This is a genomic window from Massilia sp. IC2-278 (genome assembly GCF_020708045.1).
GTDB lineage: Bacteria > Pseudomonadota > Gammaproteobacteria > Burkholderiales > Burkholderiaceae_D > Telluria.
Genome location: NZ_JAJFES010000001.1, coordinates 385,569 through 402,826 on the forward strand (window position 1 = coordinate 385,569; position 17,258 = coordinate 402,826).

The following is a 17,258-nucleotide window of genomic DNA, read 5'->3' on the forward strand; positions in this document are numbered from 1 at the left end:
TTCATATCGTCGTTCCAGAGGAGAGCCCATGCGTTTGTTCCAGAAGGCCGTACGTGTATCCCTGCTTGCCGCCTGCATCGCGGCCACACTGTCCCCGGCCCAGGCAGCCGCCCCCGCGCCCACCGGCAAGGCCGCGCAAAAGGCGCAAAAGCAACCCAAGCGCTACACCATCGAGCAGTTCATGGCCACTACCTCGGTCAACGGCGCTTCCTTCAGCCGCGACGAGAAGCAGGTCCTGTTCAACAGCAATGCCTCGGGCATCTTCAACGCCTACGTGCTGCCGGTCGGCGGCGGCACCCCGCGCGCCTTGACCAGTTCGACCACGGACAGCACCTATGCGGTCGGCTTCTTCTACAACGACGACCGTATCTTGTTCACGCGCGACCAGGGCGGCAACGAGCAGAACCACCTGTACGTGCGCGAACTCGACGGCGCCGAGCGCGACCTGACGCCGGGCGCCAAGCTGAAGGCCGCCTTTGCCGGCTGGCAGCCCGACGGCAAGGCCTTCTACGTCAGCACCAACGAGCGCGACCCGAAATACTTCGACCTCTACCGCTACGACGCGAAGACCTACGCACGCACCCTGGTCTACCAGAACGAGACCGGGCGCACCGTGTCCGCCATCAGCCGCGACGGCCGCTATCTGGCGCTCGACAAGCCGAACACCACCGCCGACAGCGACGTCTACCTGTACGACGTGCAGACCCGCGAAACGAAGCACATCTCGCAGCACCAGGGCACGGCCAGCTACAGCGCCCAGGACTTCGACCCCGACTCGAAGCGCCTCCTGTTCGCCACCAACGACGGCGGCGAATTCACGCGCATCCGCGCCTACGATCTGGCCACGGGCGCCGTCACGGACGTGGAACAGGCCGACTGGGACATCGCCGGCACCGGCTACTCGCGCAATGGCAGGCACCGCATCAGCTACGTCAACGAGGACGGCAGCATCCGCATGCGCGTGGCCGACGGCGCGACCGGCAAACCGGTGGCGCTGCCGAAGACCGGCGGCGGTGAGATGCGCGGCGCCGTGTTCTCGGACAGCGGCAACCTGGTGGCCTTCTACGTGAACGGCGACCGCTCGCCGAACAATCTGTACGTGCACGACTTCCGCAGCAACAAGACGACCCAGCTGACGCGCAGCCTGAGCCCGGAGATCGACCCGAACGACCTGGTCGAGGCCGAGGTGGTGCGCTTCACCTCTTTCGACGGTACGGTGATCCCGTCGATCTTCTACAAGCCTAAGGGCGCCTCGAACGCGAACAAGGTGCCGGCCGTGGTCTACGTGCACGGCGGTCCCGGCGGCCAGACCATGCGCGGCTACAACGCCCAGATCCAGTACTTGGTGAACCACGGCTATGCGGTCCTGGGCATCAACAACCGCGGCAGCTCGGGCTACGGCAAGACCTTCTTCACCGCCGACGACCGCAAGCACGGGCAGGAGCCGCTGTGGGACTGCGTCGAGGCCAAGACCTGGCTGGCCAGCCTGGGCTGGGTCGACCCGGGGCGCATCGGCATCATGGGCGGCAGCTACGGCGGCTACATGACGCTGGCGGCGCTGGCCTTCCGTCCGGAAGCCTTCAAGGTCGGCATCGACATCTTCGGCGTCAGCAACTGGATCCGCACGCTCGAGAGCATTCCGCCCTACTGGGAATCGCAGCGCAAGGCCCTGTACGACGAGATCGGCGACCCGGTGAAAGACAAGGCCTTCCTCACCGCCACCTCGCCCCTGTTCCACGCCGCGAGCATCCGCAAGCCGCTGATGGTGATCCAGGGCGCCAACGACCCGCGCGTCATCAAGCCGGAAAGCGACGAGATCGTCGAGGCGGTGCGCAAGAATGGGGTCGAGGTCGAGTACGTGGTGTTTGCCGATGAAGGGCACGGGTTCTCGAAGAAAAAGAACCAGGCGGAGGCCAGCGCGAAGATCCTCGCCTTCCTTGACAAGCATTTGAAGAAATAACTCACGCGCGACGATTTCACCGCCGTACCGCGTGGGCTCAAGAGCCCACCCTACAACTGCCTCGGTAGGGTGGACACCTGTGTCCACGCGGTCTCATCGACTGATCATCGGCGAAATCCGCCAACGGCCACTCAATAAAAAAAGCGCCTCTCCCGAGGCGCTTCTCATTCCGCTATCGGCTATCCACTCAACGGCGATACGGATTATCCGGATTGCGATCCCGGCGGTTCCCGACCCCATCGCCATCCCGGTCGCGGTCATGGCGGTTGCTCACCCCATCGTTATCGCGGTCGCGGTCATACCGGTTCGGCACGCCATCGCGGTCGTAGTCGCGGCGCCCTTCGTTGCGGCCGTAATTGCCGCCGCGGTGATCGCGGTCGTTCCAGCCGCGGTCCGGTCCATGCCGGCGGTCCGGGCCGTAGTAGCGGTCGTTGTTCGCGTAATAGCGGTCACGCGGCGACCAGGCTCCCTGGCTCATGTACCAGCGCCCGCCGCGCTGGTGCCAGGCTGGCGGCGCGTACACATAGCCCGGACGCTCGACCACGTAGCTGCCCGGCACCCAGAAGTGGCGGCGGCCGCGCCACTCCCAGTAACCCGGCGCCCAGACGTAGCCATGGCGTGCGGCAGGGATGCGTTCGTAGACAGGCGCCGGCGGCGCGGTGCCGATATAGACTTCCAGGCCCTGCGCCATCGAAGGCAGCGGTGCGTACGCGGCAGCGCCAAGGGCGATCAGGGCAGCGAGAGTGAGGCGTTTCATGTTCGTTCTCCAAATCCAAAGCGGATGATTCACTATAGCGCCCGCTTGAGGGGATTGCTGCGTTTGACGCATGTGCTTACATCTGAAACAGATTGCTGTATCAGTGTGACAGCCGGAGATGAATGAGGAGGGGAGATGTAACGGAGGAGAAGGGGAAACCGCCGCCGGGCATGCCTGGGTCGTCAGCCACGACCCGGCACTGCCCAGCACGCGCGGGACATCAAATCACGCTCCCTGGTGCGCGGCGATCGGCCAGCAGCATCTGCTGTTTTTCCGCGGCGCTCGGACGCTTGCCTTTCACGACCACGACAGCCATCTTGGTTTCGGTGGCGATGCTCGAATCCTGGATGACGGCCGGGCGGGCATGCGCTTGCGGCACGCTGTCGGCAAAGTAGCTGAACGAGCCGGCGGCGGCGAGGGCAACGACGAAAACAACTTCCATGTGCTTGGCGATCTTCACGGTGTTCTCCTTGCGGGTGGGGTTTCGATGGATGCACTGTATCCGAGGGCCGTCCAGGGTGACAGCGGATTGCGACGAGCCGCACAAAAGGCGGGATGACCTGCACAGGAACGGCGCCGAACGTCCGTCTACGCGGCCGTATCTGCCTGTTTTCCCCTTCCCTCCGCTAGACCTGCGCGATAAGCGGCCACAGCGGAGCCGCGCGGAAGGAGAGCAATGGGGGGAATGATCGCCACGGTATTGGGCGGGCTGGCATCGAACCGCCGGGCGCGCCGGCGTGCACGCAACCTGCGTGCCGGCAGTCGCACGGCGCCGGTGAAGGCCGTTGCGGCAGAGCGAAGTGGACAGGCGCGTCCGCAGACCGGTCCCCGCGTCTGGATCGGCGTGGCCGCGCTGGCGCTGGCTATCGGTGGCGGCATCCTGATTGCCCATCACGCGCGCACCCTGGCCGCGGCCGCCGGCAACAGTGCTGGCAACAGCGCCGGCTCCGGCCTGGTGCGCGAGCTCGACGGCTTCCAGCCGGCGCTGCCCGGCCTGGCGTTCAGCGTGCCGGCCCAGGCCGGCGTCAGCCTGAACCCGCAGGGCGGCGGGGCACTGCTGGTGGTGGCCGGCATGCGCGCCGAGCGCCCGGTCGTGATCGACCTGTGCGAGCAGATGCTCGACCGCGCCAGCGGACGCATTTCGCCGGTACGGGTCGGCTATCCCTTCGCCGACGTGGCGCGCTGGGCCGCGCGCAACGAAACGGCGGCCAGCCCCATTACCCTGCGCAACGTGGTGCTGGCGAGCGGGGCGATGCCGCAGCTCGACATCGCCGGCAACGCCACGGGCGGCGCGCCGCTGCGCTTGAGCTGGAGCGGCGCCCCGGCGGCACGCTGGATCGGCGACCTGGGCGCCGGCGCCATCCATAAAGGCGGCGAGGCCAAGCTGGGCCGGCAGGGCTGGCTGGTCTGGGGCGATGCCGGCGCGCTGCGCGTGATGCGGCGCGCCAGCGCGGCCTGTCCGGCCGCGGGTGAACTGGTGCTGCAGCGCTGGCTGCCTGCTACCGGGCCGGTCCCGGCCGCGCTGGTGGCGGCCTTCCCGGCGCAGGGCGAACTGCGCACGGCCATGCTGGCCCCGGGCGAATACCGGGTGCCGGCCAAGGCCGCGCCGCGCCTGGAAGACGGCGCCCTGTTCGACAGCCTGCGCGAGCGCGGCTTGATCCGCCTGGCGCCGTCCGGTCTGATCGAGGTGGCCCCGCGCGATCTTGCGCGCTGGCGCACCGCCGAACCGGGCCAGCGCACGGGCGACCTGCACAGCTGGGACGGTGTCGTGCTCGACGCCGCCGGCCTGAAACTGCTGGAACGCCTGCATCACCGCGCCGACGGCGCCTACGTGCTGGAGCAGGTGCGCGTCTTTAACAGCGAACGGCGCTTGCTGGCCTGGCGCCTGCGTCCGAATGCGCTGGGTGGCAGCTGGCAGGCCAGCGCCGGCCCGGTAGCGGTCGGCGCCAGCACGGCCATGCCGCTGGCGGCGGCGCGCCTGTTCGAACGCCTGCCGCACGGCTGGGAAGCCTGGAGCCGCGTCGCCGACTGGCCGGCCGGCGCGCAGTCGGCGCGGCTGGCGCTGGTGCTGCCGCAGCCGGCCCGGGGCGGCGAACGCATCGAGCTGATGCTCGCCGGGCGCATGACCGGCATCGGCGGCGCCGAGCTGGTCGACACCCGCCCGGCCTGCGGCGGGCGCGCCTGCACCCGGCCCGACGACGTGCGCGAACTGGTGCTGGCCCTGCAGCCGGGCGCGCGGCGCGTGGTGCTGGAGGCGGCGCCGCTCGACATGGCCAACTTGGGCAGCGCCGGCGACGCGGCCTACCGCCACCTGGCGCTCGACGGGCGGGAATTGCGCTGGCAGCCCTTGCCCGATGCGAGCCGGGTCGCTCCGGCGGCGCCAGTGCCGGTACTGCTGGCCGACCGCAACGGCGCGCCGCTGTGGCAGGGCGGGCGTGCGCTGGAAGCCGCGCACGGTGCCGGCCTGGGCACGCTGCTCGGTCTGCGCGAAGGCCATGCGAACAGCATCGCCGGCATGCTGGGCCGCCTGCCTGCGCCGAACGGCCGCCCGCACGCGGCCAGGCTCACGCTCGACCTGGCCTTGCAGGGCGCGGCCCAGGGCGCGCTCGACTGCGTCGGCCTGCGCCGCGGCCAATGGGACGGGGCGCGCTGCAGCGGCGGCGCGGCCCCGGCGCCGGGCCGCCAGGCGGGCCTGGTGCTGCTCGACACCGGCAGCGGCGACATCCTGGCCGCCGCCAGTGCCCAGGCCGGCGCCCCGGCGTCGTCGGCGCCGTGGAGCGAGCTGCGCGACTTCGACCGCGTCGATCCGGCGCGCAGCCCGCTGCGCCAGGCGGCCCTGCAGCACGACGGTGGCGCCGAGCGCAGCCCCGGCTCGACGTATAAAATCGTCAGTGCGCTGGGCCTGGAACTGGCGGCGCAGGCCAATCCGCGCCTGGATGCCCTGCTCGACGGCATGCCGCTGGCCGCCATCAACGGTACGGCCGCGCGCGGCGGCTACGCCTTCCGCACCGACGCCGCCAGCTATCCACTCGGCAGCGCCGCCCACATCACCAACTTCCGCGACCAGCACCTCGACCGCCGCGCCCAGGACGGCAAGCTGGGCCTGGCCCAGGCGCTCACCTACAGCCTGAACACCTGGTTCGCCTGGACCGCGGAACTGGGCGACCGTAGCCTGCTCGGGAAACCAGAAGGCGGGGCGCCCAGCCTGCGCGCCCTGGACGGCGCGGCGCTCGACGCGGTGCGCCCGAGCGTGGCGATGGCGCGCCGCCTCGGCTTCGAGCGCCCGCTGCACCTGGACGGCGGCCTGCTGCCGGGCGACTATGCCTGGCGCAACTGGGATGCGCTGCAGGCAAGCGTCGCCGCCAGCGACCCGGTCGGCTCGCGCCACGAGCTGCGCCAGATGGCGATCGGGCTGCGCATGCAGGCCACGCCGCTGCACATGGCGCTGGCGGCCGGCGCCGTTGGCGAAGGCCGCGCGATTGCGCCGCGCCTGCTGCTGGAACTCGACGGAGCGCAGGCGCGCAGCGAAGCCGGCGCCAGGCTCGGCGTGCGCCTGGACCGCATCCGCGCCGGCCTGCGCGGCGTGGTCGCCCACGGCACCGCGGCGGGCGCCTTCCGCGCACCGGAGTTCGACGGCCTGCGCGCCGGCCTGTACGGCAAGACCGGCACCGCGCCGGTCGGCGACGCCGGCCTGGCCACGGTCTGGTTCACCGGCTGGCTGGAACCGGGCAGCCTGCCTGGGCAGGACCGGCGCCTGGCGTTTGCGGCCTTTGTCAGCCGATCCGAAGCCACCGGCGGCGAGCACGCGGCGCCGGTCGTGGCGGCGCTGCTGCGCTCGATGCTGGCGCAAAAGCCTGAACAGAAGGGTAACTAAGGTTCTCCAGCGCGCCTCGATTACATGTTTGTATGGCATGATTTGCAAAGTTCGTTATCTGACGGACATATTGCAGATACAAGAGGAAGGTGTATGCGTTTGCCGGGAACCCGGTACCAGGAACCTGGATGGGAGCAGGTAAGGAAACTGTTGGGCGCCTGTTCGCTCGACGTCTTTGCGCGCGTCGACCTGATCGAGCTGATCGAAGCCGCACCGCCGGGGCAAGCGTTGGCGCTGTACGTCGACCAGCTGGCCGAGTCGCTGCACGCGGCCGGCCGCACGGCGCGTGCGCAGGCGAATGGCAACAGCTACGGCGAGACGGTGGGCGAGCTGGCCCTGGGCCTGGCCTTCGAGCTGGGCGCACGCCAGGCCGACTGGGACGCTTTTTGCACGGCGCTCGCCGCCGAGCACGCGCGTGCGCCCGCTTTCTGGCGCCAGGCCGGCGGCGAAGCGCTGCTGCGCAAGAAGGTCAACGACATGTTCGCGCTCCTGCGCGACAAGGTCGATGCCGACAACTACCAGGTAGCCTGCGGCCGCCCCTGCAGCCCGAACCGCCTGTACGCCTACCGCATGCTCGACACGGCCTACGGCGAGATCGCGCGCCTGTTCGCCGGCTGGCGCGAGCACACGGCGCAGGTCGGCGCCATCCTCGGCCGTTCGGTCGATTTCACCGTGCCGATCGAGGTGCGCCAGCTGCAGTCGATCGCGGCCTGCCGCCCCGAGTGGATCATGCGCTGGAGCGAAAGCCTGGAGCGCTTCGGCGGCGCGCCCGGGCCCCTGCACACGAAGTCGAAACGCTTCGATAGCCTGAAGAACAGCCCGGACAAGATCGCCGACATGCTGCGCGAGATCGCCGAATACGAGGCGATTTCCAGCAACCGCGACAGCGGCTGGCTGCACGACCAGGACACCGCCGGCGCCTGGATCGAGGATTACTGGCGCGTGCTGGACGAGTCGGCGCATGGCGCCACGCCGGGTCCGGACCTGATACTGGAAGCGCGCGCGGAAGAGCTGGATGCGCCGGTGGCGGAGCCAACGCATTCAGCGCCCGTGGCGGACGACGACCCGCTCGGCGCCGCGCGCGCGCAGGCGGTTTCACTGCCCCCCGGCTTTCTGTCTGCGGCGCGCGCCGCGCAGGACCCGGGCAGCTGGGCCGGGCGCATGCTGGAAGACGATTCGCTGCCGGTGCGCCTGGCCGTGTACCTGAAGCTGCTGGGCGCCGAGGACGACAGTTATCCCGACGCCTGGCGCGATCCGGCCAGCGGCGCGCTGCCGACCATGCAGCAGCTGGCCGCGCTGGACGCGGTGTCGCTGCCGACGCTGCGCAAGCGGCGCGACGCGGCCATCGCCAGGCTGGAAGCCGCACCACGAACGGGAGGATGAATTGATGACGACGAGCGAGATCGACCGCAAGCTGCAGGAGCACCTGCTCCTGAACCGGCGCGTGGAGGGCGACCGCCTGGTGCTGGCTGACGCCGTGCTGCTGGCGGCGCTGGACGGCAGCCGCCCGCTGACCGGCGGCGAACGCGCGGCCCTGGAAACCTCGCCGCTGACGGCGCGCCGCCTGCGCACGCTGGCGCTCTCACGTCAGCGCGCGCATGCGGCCAAGGGGGCAGCAAACGACGGGCACTGGCAGGGCAGCCACGGCATGCTGCGCGCGGCCGACAGCGGCGCGGCCCTGCACCAGCTGGCCACCGACGACGGCTACTGGCGCCTGCATTTCCTCGATGGCGGCGCGGCCTGCCGCGTGATCCTGCAGCTGGCGCCCGAGGCGCCGTTCGCGGCGCGCCTGCTGCGCGAGGCGGCGCTGCTGCGCGTGCTCGACGGCGCCGGCGCCGAAGTCCTGCAAGGGCGCCTGGATGCCGACGGCGAATGCGAATGCGCCTGGCCCTTCGCCGAGGCACCGGCCGCCCACTTCCAGCGCCACGGGGCCGCCTTCAGCGTGCTGCCGGCGCGGTGACATGATGTTCGATTTGTTCAAGCGCATGGCGCGCGCGCCGGCATTCGATGCGGCAGGGCTGGGCAGCGACGTGCTGGCGCGGCCGATCGCGGCCGGCTGCATGCTGCCGGCCGGCGCCACCGGCGTGGCGGTCGACCGCGGCGGCCGCACGCGCCGCATCAGCGCCGGCGGGCGCATGGGGCTGGTCGACGGCGAGAGCGGCTGGTGCTTCCATCCCGGGCCCTACGGCTGCGACCTGGTGCCGTTTGCCGCCGCGCCCGAGATCGGCCTGCGCCTGCACTTCGCGGTCGACAGCCCCGATCCGCGCGTGAGCCAGCAGCGCTTCGATTTGTTCCTGGCCAGCGAAGGGGCGGGCGACGTATCCCTGGCCGGCTTCGCGGCAAGTGTCGAGGCGGCGCTGCAGCGCGAACTGGCCCAGGGCAACCTCGACCTGCCGCCCTGCACCACGCTCGATGAATGGAACGCCTTCCGGGCCGGCTTCAACCAGCTGCTGTACACCCGCTTCGGCGTGACCGTCGACGACTGCGTGCCGGTCGACCTGCGGCCGGGGCGCGACTTTGCCCAGGTATTGCGTGCGCGCGCCGTGCACGATGCGGACGAGCCCTATATCGGTGTGGAAGCGACGCCGGCTGCCGCCGCCGCCGCGGCCGCACCTGCCGCCGGCGCTGCCCTGGTCAATGTGCCGGACCGGGCGCCTTTCGATCCCACGCAAGAGGATGCGCGTGCGCTGCGCCGTCTCTTCCTCGAACTGCCTTGCCTGATGTGCCGCGTGCGCCAGGCGGCGCTGCCCAGCGGCCAGGACCTGTTCCGCCAGCAGCAGGCGCTATTGGGACGGCTCGACCTGGTCTGCCTGGCGGCGAGCACCATGCCGGTGCTGGGCCTGGCCGCGCCCGGCAAGCCGCTGGCGCCGGGCCAGCAGCTGCGCCGCGCGCGCCACAGCGTGGCGGCGGCAGCGGCGCTGGACGAAGCCTGGGCCTTGCTGGCGCGCTTCGAACTGGCCGAGGACCGCGCCCTGGAAGTCCTGTTCGACGAAGCCGACCGCATCGTCGCCAATCTCGAACACGCGCTTGGTGCGCGCAAGCTGGCCACCGAAGGGGAGGACGCATGAGCGCACCCGTCAGCGAAGCGGTGTTTCGCAGCCTGCTGGCCGACGGCTCCGTCGTCACGGTCACGGCCACGCGCCGTCCGCGCGGCGGGCGCGCCGACATCAAGTGCAGTGCGCCCGGTGCGCCGGCGCTGGCCGCGCGCATGCAGGAAGTGGCGCGCCTGGCGCGCCATACCGAGGCCCGCTACGACAGCCGCGACCAGGTCGTGATCAGCATGGACCGGGCGCCGGGCGCGCAGGAACGCGACTGGGAGCTGGCCGTGGTGCTGGCCGACCGCACCGTGCGCGGCCTGCTGCCGTCGGCCGAAAAACCGCAGCTGGCGCTGGGCTGGTCGGACGGGTGGCAGCGCGGGCGCATCGACGGCCACGATGCCGCGCAGGCGCCGGCGGACGCACTGCTGGGCGGCCCGCGTCACCTGCGCCACCTGGGCGCCCTGGGCGGCCAGCCCGACGTCTCGGCATCGGTGTCGAGCGCGCGCGCCTGGTTCCCGCTGCACAGCGGCGGCATCAACGATAGTTTGTGCTGGGTCGAGGTGAGCGTGTATCCGCTCGAACCCGGCGAAGCCCCGGACGACGACGCGGTCGCGGCGCCGGGCCTGGACAGCGCGCGCCAGCACGCCGTGCGCCAGGCGCTGGCCGGCGCGCGCCACTTCGACGGCGAGGCCGCGCCGCGCTGGCGCACCACGGTGCGCTTCGGCCAGGACGGCCTGCACGGCAATTCCTATGAACTGGCGCTGGTGCTGGCCGACCGCCTGGCGCGCGGGCGCGAGTTCCTGCCGCGCGGGCGCATCATCGCCACTGGCTGTTCAGGCGCCTGGCATGCCGGCCAGGTGGAGGGCGTGGAAGGGCTGGCGCCGAAGTGCGCGCTGATTGCGCGCGAGGCGGTGGCGGGCGACCGCGTGCTGCTGCCGCGCGCCTGGGAAGCGGATTTGCCGCCCGGCCTGCGCGATGGATTGCGCGCCAGGGGCGCGAGCCTGGCCTGTGTCGAGCGGATCGGATTGATTTGATGCGGCGCGCGTTCTGGCAGGGGCAGGCGCTTGCGCCGGGTCCCGGCTGCTAGAATCGCCGGGCCAGGGATAGAGAAACTAGGGAGTCGGATCATGTTCCAGATGTTCGGTTTTGGCGGCACGCGCTGCCCGCGCTGCGCGCACAAGAATGCGGGCGGCGCAGGCTATTGCGCGGCCTGCGGCATCACGCTGGGCGCGCCGCGCAACGCGCCGGTGCTGGTCGAGAACCGCTGGGTGGCCGGCCCCGACGAGCTGGCGGTCTTCTTCGGCGTGGAGGCGCTGTCCGGCCTGTTCGTGAAGACCCTGCGCGTGCCCGCCACCGCGCGCGCCTACATCCTGCAGGGCAATCAGGCGACCGAGGTGCCGCAGGGCGAGTACGAGATCGAGGGTTTCTTCACGCGCCTGAACCACCTGCTGCGCGACAGCCATGCCGAGATACTGATCACGCGCACCAACGCGCTGCCGGTCGAATTCGCGTTCGACGACCTGGAAACCGCCGAGCACCTGGTGGTGGCGGCGCGCTTCAGCGTCAGCCTGCGCGTGGAAAACGTGCCGGCCTTTGCGCGCCACTTCATGACCATGCCGGGCGTGGTGGGCAGCGCGCAGTTGCGCGAACTGCTGGCGCTGGCGCTGCGCCAGCTGGCAGCCGAATTCGTGGCCAGCCAGTCGCTGCGCGAGATGGCGCAGAACCGCGACCTGCGCCCGCAGTTCGACGAACGCCTGCAGGGCGCGCTGCGCCTGCTGCTGGCCTCCTACGGCCTGGGCGTGGCCGGCGTCGATACGCTATCCCTGCGCCACGACAAGTTCGACGCCAACCGCGCGCGCATCGGCACGCTGTGGCTGGCGGCCGACGAGCGGCGCGTGCAGATGGAGCACGCGCGCCAGCTCGACGAGCTGTACGACGAGCAGGAATGGAAGCGCCTGCGCCACGAGGAACATGCGGCCCGGGTGCGCTTGCGTCGCATGGAACTGCGCCAGGACGAAACGCTGGACCGCGCCGAACGCACGCTCGATAACGCGGAGCGGGCGCAAGGCCTGCGTGCGCGCGAGATCGACCTGTATGCGCGCGTGGCCGAATCGAAGTCGCGGCGCGAGGCGATTGCGCGCGGCGCCGGCGAAGTGCTGGCCGAGCTGGAACACGATGTCGCGAAGAAGCGTAGCGCGCGCCTCGGCGAAGAAGCCGAGTGGAAGCAGCTGCAGGCGCTGGCGCAGATCCGCATGCGCGGCGCGCTGGAAGTGGCGCAGCAGGAAGCGCAGCAGGCGCGCCAGCTGGCGCAGCAGCGTTTTTCGCAGACCCTGCTGGTCCAGCAGATCCGCAACAAGGTCGAGCAGGCGAAGGAGATCGAGGACGCTGCGCGCCAGCGCGAGGAACTGGCGCGCCTGCGCGCGGCCGAGCGCCTGGCGGCCGAGCGGGGCCGCGCCATCGACGAGGAAGAGCATGCGGCCAAGCTGGCGCTGGTGGTGCTGGCGAACGCCGCGCGCCGCCGCGCCGCAGAGCGCGAGCAGGAATGGGAAGAGCTGGCCGGCGGCCAGCGCCTGCGCGAACTGCAGCGCGCCGAAAGCCTGGAAGCCGAGCGCATGCAGCAGAAGATCGACGCCTTGCGGCGCGAGGGCGGCCAGCAGGAGTCGATTGCCCAGCACGAAAAGCTGCTGCGCACCATCGAGGCCGAGCACCGCCAGGCCCAGCGCGCAAAGGAAGTCGAGCTGATGGCGGGCGAGCGCCAGGCCGCGCTGCGCCGCGCCGAGCAGGAAGCGGCCTGGCAGCAGGAACTGCGCCGCCTCGGCCACGAACGCGCCGAGCGCGCCGCCCAGCTGGAACACGCGCTGGAGCTGGCGCGTATCGACATCGCGCGCAACGAATCGATCAGCCGCATGGACGACACCGCCAAGCTGGCCGTGGCCGCCGCGCCGAACGCCGCCGTGCTGGCCGACTACATGAAGACCCGCGTGCACGCGACCATGGATGCCGGCCAGCTGGCTGCGCTGGCCGGCGTGGTGCAGGCCGGAGGCGGGTTGAGTCCGGCAGATGCCGCGCGCCTGGCCCAGGACGCCGTGCGCCAGGAACAGGCGCGGCGCGATGCCGAGGTCGACAAGGACCGCCGTCACCAGGTCGATTTGCTCGCCCTGCAGAACGACGTCAACAAGGCGGCGCTGGAGGCGCAGGCCCGGGTGGCTGCGGCCGTCACAGCCCGCACCTGTGCCAACGGCCATCCGGCAGGCGGAAGCGACCGCTTCTGCGCCAGCTGCGGCACGCCGCTGCAGGACTGAACGGCAATGCAGACAGCCATCGACAAGATCCGCGAACTGCGCGCGCTGCACGACGACGGCCTGCTGAGCCGCCAGGAGTTCGACCAGCGCAAGAACGCGATCCTCGATGCGGCCCACGCGCTGCCGGAGCCGGCGCAGCCCGACAAGGCGCGCCAGGCCGCGCGCGGCACGGAACTCGGCCTGATGCAGGGCCAGCATGTGGGCCCGGCCAACCGCCGTTACCGGCTCGAGCGCCTGATCGCGCACGGCGGCATGGGGCAGGTGTGGCAGGCCACCGATCTGGCGACCCACGCCGAGCTGGGCCACAGTGCCCAGGTGGCGCTGAAGATCCTCTCTCCCGAACTGACCGAGAGCGCCAGCCACGCCAAGCTGCTGGTGCAGGAAGCCACGCGCGCGCGGCGCCTGGCGCACGAACACATTGTGCGCGTGTACGACTGGGCCCAGGACCCGGCCACGGCCAGCTACTTCGTGATCATGGAGTGCCTGGAGGGCGAGGACCTGGAGGCCATGTTAACGAGCGAGTCGGGCCCGCCGCTGCCGCTGGCGCGCTCGCTCGCTTTACTGCGGCCGGTGGCCGAGGCCCTCGACTATGCCTGGGACCGGCACGGCCTGGTGCACCGCGACATCAAGCCGGCGAATGTCTTCGTCACCGCCAGGGGCGAGGTCAAGCTGCTCGACTTCGGCATCGCAGCGCGTGCGCGCCAGGGCGCCATGTCGCCGCTGGAAGCGCCGGCCGTATCCGGCACGCCCGGCTACCGCGCGCCGGAAGCGGCCACGCCCGGCCTGACGCCGGCCCGCACGCTGGACGTGTATTCGGTGGCGGCGATGGTCTACCGCATGGTCGGCGGCGCGCTGCCGGCCGGCGCCGTCGACACGCTGGCCCGCCCCGAGGCGCTGGCCGAGCCGCAGTGGCAGGCGCTGCGGCTCGGCCTGGCGCCGGACCCGGCGACGCGGCCGGAGAGCGTGTCGGCGCTGCTGGCGCGGTTGGATGGGGCCGCGCCGGAGCCGGAAACGCCGCCCGTGCAGGACGCGGTGGCGGAGACGCCGCCGCTGGCGCAGCCGGCGGCAGTCGAGCCGGCAGTAGCAGGGCCGACGACGGTAGAACCGGTGGCGGGTGAGCCGGCAGGGACGGCGCCCGTACCGGACGCCGCGCCTGCGCAGCCGAGGCCGCCCGCAGCGCGCGTGCCGAGCGAACGCGCCCGTGCCGAAGCCGCGGCGGCAGCGGCGGCCCAGGCGGCGGCCGAACGCCTGCGCCGCGAACAGCAGCGCCGCGAGCGCCAGGAAGCCGAGGAAGCGCGGCGGGCGCGGCGCGAAGCCCTGCGCGAGCAGCTGCGCGTGCGCCAGGCGGAAGAGGTGGCCAAGGCGCGCCAGGCCCAGGACGAAGCCCAGCGCAAGGTCATGCAGGCCAGGGCCGCGGCGGCTTACCTGGCCGAGCAGGAACGGGCGCGCGCCAAGGCGGCGCAAGCGCAGGAAGCGCCGGCGTCCGACACAGCCAAGCCGGGACAGGCCCCGGCGCTGCTGATGCGCGACCGCTTCCTCGACGGCAGCGCCCAGGGGCCGGAACTGGTGGTGCTGCGCGCCGGCCGCTTCCAGATGGGCTCACCCGAACACGAGCGCAAGATCGCGATGGCGGCCGGCGCCCAGAAGAACTGGCTGGCGCGCGAAACGCCCCAGCACTGGGTCGGCATCGCACGTCCCTTCGCCATGGGGCGCTACCCGGTGACTGTGGGCGAATGGCGCGTCTTCGCCAGGGCCACGCGCTGGCAGCCGGACGGCGACGTCGACTGGGCGGCGCCGGGCTTCCCGCAGAGCGACATGCATCCGGTGGTCGGCGTGTCCTGGGTCGATGCGCAGCGCTACCTGGCCTGGCTGGCGGAAGCCACCGGGCAGCGCTACCGCCTGCCGAGCGAAGCCGAGTGGGAATACGCCTGCCGCGCCGGCACCAAAACCGCCTTCAGCTTCGGCGACAGCATCGGCACCGACCTCGCCAACTACGACGGCAACTTCACCTGGAACGGCGGCGCGCGCGGCGAATACCGGCGCGGCACCACGCCGGTGACCCAGTTCGCGCCGAATCCCTGGGGCCTGCATGACATGCACGGCAACGTCTGGGAATGGGTGCAGGACGTCATGCACGACAGCTACGAAGGCGCGCCGCTCGACGGCAGCGCCTGGGAAGAGGGCGGCGACCGCGCGCGGCGGGTGCTGCGCGGCGGCTCCTGGCTATACAACCCGCGCTACCTGCGCTCGGCGCTGCGAAATGGGTTCTCGGCGGTGATGTCGAACGATATCGTCGGGTTCCGGGTGGTGCGCGAATTGCCGGCGGCGGAAGGGGATGTTGGAGTTTCCTGAGTGCGATTGATCGAGGGCTAGCGTGCGCCATGTGCCGGCGGCAGGCGTAGGCTGGAGACTCCCGATAGTGCTTGGTTTGTGGGAGGACGAATCGTGAACATTCCCGAAGAGCTGCGGATTCCTGCGATCGTGTTCGGGCTGCAGGCCGCATTGCTGGCTGGCTGCGCGTTGATCTTCCTGGTGTTGTTGCCGCTGGGGCATTAGGGCGGCCAACCGAAGCGTTGGCAGCAACCGTACGGTGGGCACCCCGTGCCCACGCGGATGCGTGCGTCGTGTTGACTGCGTTTCGGCCGTGCTGCCTGTTTCTTGCCGACGTTCGCAAATGATCATTGCAAACGTTTGCGACGGACGGATGTTTCGGCCGGAATGCCGATATCGCTGCTCCACCTTCCGCGTGGGCACGGAGTGCCCACCGTACGGTTTAAGCCAACGACTCGCGGGGCCCGCGGCTCTGTGCTCGCGTGGTGACGCTTGTTCGCATTTCCGGATACGCGCTCGCTGAAAAACCCGTTCCACGCGGCCACCCTGTGATCCGCTCGAACGCGGTAGCCGGCGTCAGCGGCGTCTCGTCGCCTCCGGTCCCGGCCGCCCAGAACCCGCCGTCGCGGTGAAACAACAGCGGCAAGCCAAGCGCGCCACCGTGCGCGGCACTGCCCGGCTGCCTGTCCGGATCGACGATATACAAGGCCTCGTACGCCATGCCCGCATCCACGCGCTGCAGCACCAGCGCGTGCGGCAGCACGGCAGCCACTTCCAGCGTCACGATGCCGGGAATGCTGGCCGTCAGTTCGATGCGCATGCCCGGATGCAGCCTGACCGATTTGTGCTTGCCCGGCCAGACGCCGTCAACCAGCAGCCCGTAGCGCGACACGTCCTCGATCTCGAAACCTTCGCGCCCGCGCCGGATCACGGCATGCTGGCCCGACAGCCGACGCGTCAGGCCTTCCAGCGTGGGACCGTGCTCGAGATGGTGGGCCAGCAGGATGTCGGCCTCGCCATCGGCGCGCCCCAGCACGCATTCGTCGAGCGCGAACAGGCGCAGGCGGCGCGCACGCGGCAGGTCGCCGGCGGGCAGTTCGAGGCAGGCCGTGCTGGCCGGGCAAGGGTGAATAGCGGGCTGGGCCGGCACGTCGATTTCCAGCAATTCCTCGTCCCAGGCGATGCTGGTCACGCCGAGGTCGATCTTGCCGCCGTGGGCGTCCAGCGCATCCAGGTCCAGGTGGGCGATGCCGGCATTGCTGGCATTCACGTCGATGTCGACCCGCCCGCCGCCGGTGCGCGCCTGCACCCGCGCGATCGAGGCGTCGTCGGCATGCACGCGCACGTTCTTGTGGGTGGCGAGGAAGGTCTGGTGGATGTCGCGCAGGCTGGCGTCGGCGCGCGGGGCAAGGATCAGCAGCGTGGCGACCCAGGTGCGGGCCGGCTGGCTGCGGCTGTGCAGTTCGAGTTCGACCCGGTACTGGCCGTGCTCCAGCCCGCGCGAGGAAAACTCGAGGAAGACCGGCAGCCAGTCGCCGCGCAGGGTGCGGGTGAAGCCGTGGCGCTCGCCGCCCTCGAGGCGCAGGCGCGAGCTGGCCAGCAGCGTGACCTGCGGCGCGCAATCGGCCGGCATGCCGCGCAGTTCGAGTTTCAGCACCTGGCGCCCGCCGGCCGCGCGCGGGTCGAAACCGCTGACGTGCAGGTGCGGGCGCCGGGGAGAGGCGGAAATCGGGGCGGAGATGGGTCCGGAAGTCGGTGCAGGGATCGACGAATGGTCCGCTGCCGCCACGATGGTCGGGCCAGCAAGGGTCTCGAAACCCTCGGCGCCAGCGGACGCAGGGGGCAGCGAAAACTCGGCAGGCGCCGGCTGCGGGTGACCGTGCGCGCAGGCAGCATCCCCTGGCATCACCCAGACGGTGCAATGCGGATGCGCGGGATTGCTGCAACGGTTCATGGAAATAGCCTGACTAGCGACCGGGCCAGCTTACGCGTTTTG

The 17,258-nt window shown here is 71.0% G+C and carries 11 protein-coding genes; 8 read left to right on the top strand and 3 right to left on the bottom strand.

The genetic code is table 11. The features are described 5' to 3' along the window. The first annotated feature begins 28 nt into the window (after nt 1-28). Nucleotides 29-1,960: a prolyl oligopeptidase family serine peptidase gene (locus LK540_RS01730; protein ID WP_229435304.1), complete on the top strand. Its 1,932-nt coding sequence runs from the start codon at nt 29-31 to the stop codon at nt 1,958-1,960. A gap of 187 nt (nt 1,961-2,147) precedes the next feature. Here LK540_RS01730 and LK540_RS01735 read toward each other — a convergent pair whose 3' ends face one another. Then, entirely contained in the window at nt 2,148-2,717 is a 570-nt protein-coding gene (locus LK540_RS01735) for a hypothetical protein (protein WP_229435305.1), read from the bottom strand. Nucleotides 2,718-2,937: 220 nt separating this feature from the next. Next, nucleotides 2,938-3,177 (bottom strand): hypothetical protein, encoded by a 240-nt coding sequence (locus LK540_RS01740; RefSeq protein ID WP_229435306.1) that lies wholly within the window; start codon nt 3,175-3,177, stop codon nt 2,938-2,940. A 216-nt stretch (nt 3,178-3,393) separates the two neighbouring features. Between LK540_RS01740 and LK540_RS25220 the strand changes: the two genes are divergently transcribed. From LK540_RS25220 to LK540_RS01780, 7 genes are all read left to right on the top strand, one after another. Continuing rightward, nucleotides 3,394-6,591 carry a penicillin-binding transpeptidase domain-containing protein gene (locus LK540_RS25220; RefSeq protein WP_267498627.1) on the top strand — a complete coding sequence of 1,066 codons (3,198 nt, stop codon included), beginning with the start codon at nt 3,394-3,396 and terminating at the stop codon, nt 6,589-6,591. Nucleotides 6,592-6,741: 150 nt separating this feature from the next. Then, complete coding sequence (locus LK540_RS01755; RefSeq protein WP_307729142.1) at nt 6,742-7,974, top strand: hypothetical protein; 1,233 nt, start codon at nt 6,742-6,744, stop codon at nt 7,972-7,974. Nucleotides 7,975-7,978: 4 nt separating this feature from the next. Next, a complete protein-coding gene (locus LK540_RS01760) occupies nt 7,979-8,551 on the top strand; it encodes a hypothetical protein (protein ID WP_229435308.1) in 573 nt (190 codons plus the stop codon). Nucleotide 8,552: 1 nt separating this feature from the next. Next, nucleotides 8,553-9,659, top strand: coding sequence for a hypothetical protein (locus LK540_RS01765; RefSeq protein ID WP_229435309.1), 1,107 nt, complete (start codon nt 8,553-8,555; stop codon nt 9,657-9,659). Then, nucleotides 9,656-10,663, top strand: a complete 1,008-nt coding sequence (locus LK540_RS01770; protein ID WP_229435310.1) for a hypothetical protein — start codon at nt 9,656-9,658, stop codon at nt 10,661-10,663. The genes LK540_RS01765 and LK540_RS01770 overlap by 4 nt, the downstream gene beginning before the upstream one ends. 93 nt (nt 10,664-10,756) lie before the next feature. Next, a complete protein-coding gene (locus LK540_RS01775) occupies nt 10,757-12,931 on the top strand; it encodes a hypothetical protein (RefSeq protein WP_229435311.1) in 2,175 nt (724 codons plus the stop codon). A 6-nt stretch (nt 12,932-12,937) separates the two neighbouring features. Continuing rightward, nucleotides 12,938-15,283 carry an SUMF1/EgtB/PvdO family nonheme iron enzyme gene (locus LK540_RS01780; protein ID WP_229435312.1) on the top strand — a complete coding sequence of 782 codons (2,346 nt, stop codon included), beginning with the start codon at nt 12,938-12,940 and terminating at the stop codon, nt 15,281-15,283. A gap of 421 nt (nt 15,284-15,704) precedes the next feature. Here LK540_RS01780 and LK540_RS01785 read toward each other — a convergent pair whose 3' ends face one another. Continuing rightward, nucleotides 15,705-17,216, bottom strand: a complete 1,512-nt coding sequence (locus LK540_RS01785; RefSeq protein ID WP_229435313.1) for an FHA domain-containing protein — start codon at nt 17,214-17,216, stop codon at nt 15,705-15,707. Nucleotides 17,217-17,258: the final 42 nt, after the last annotated feature.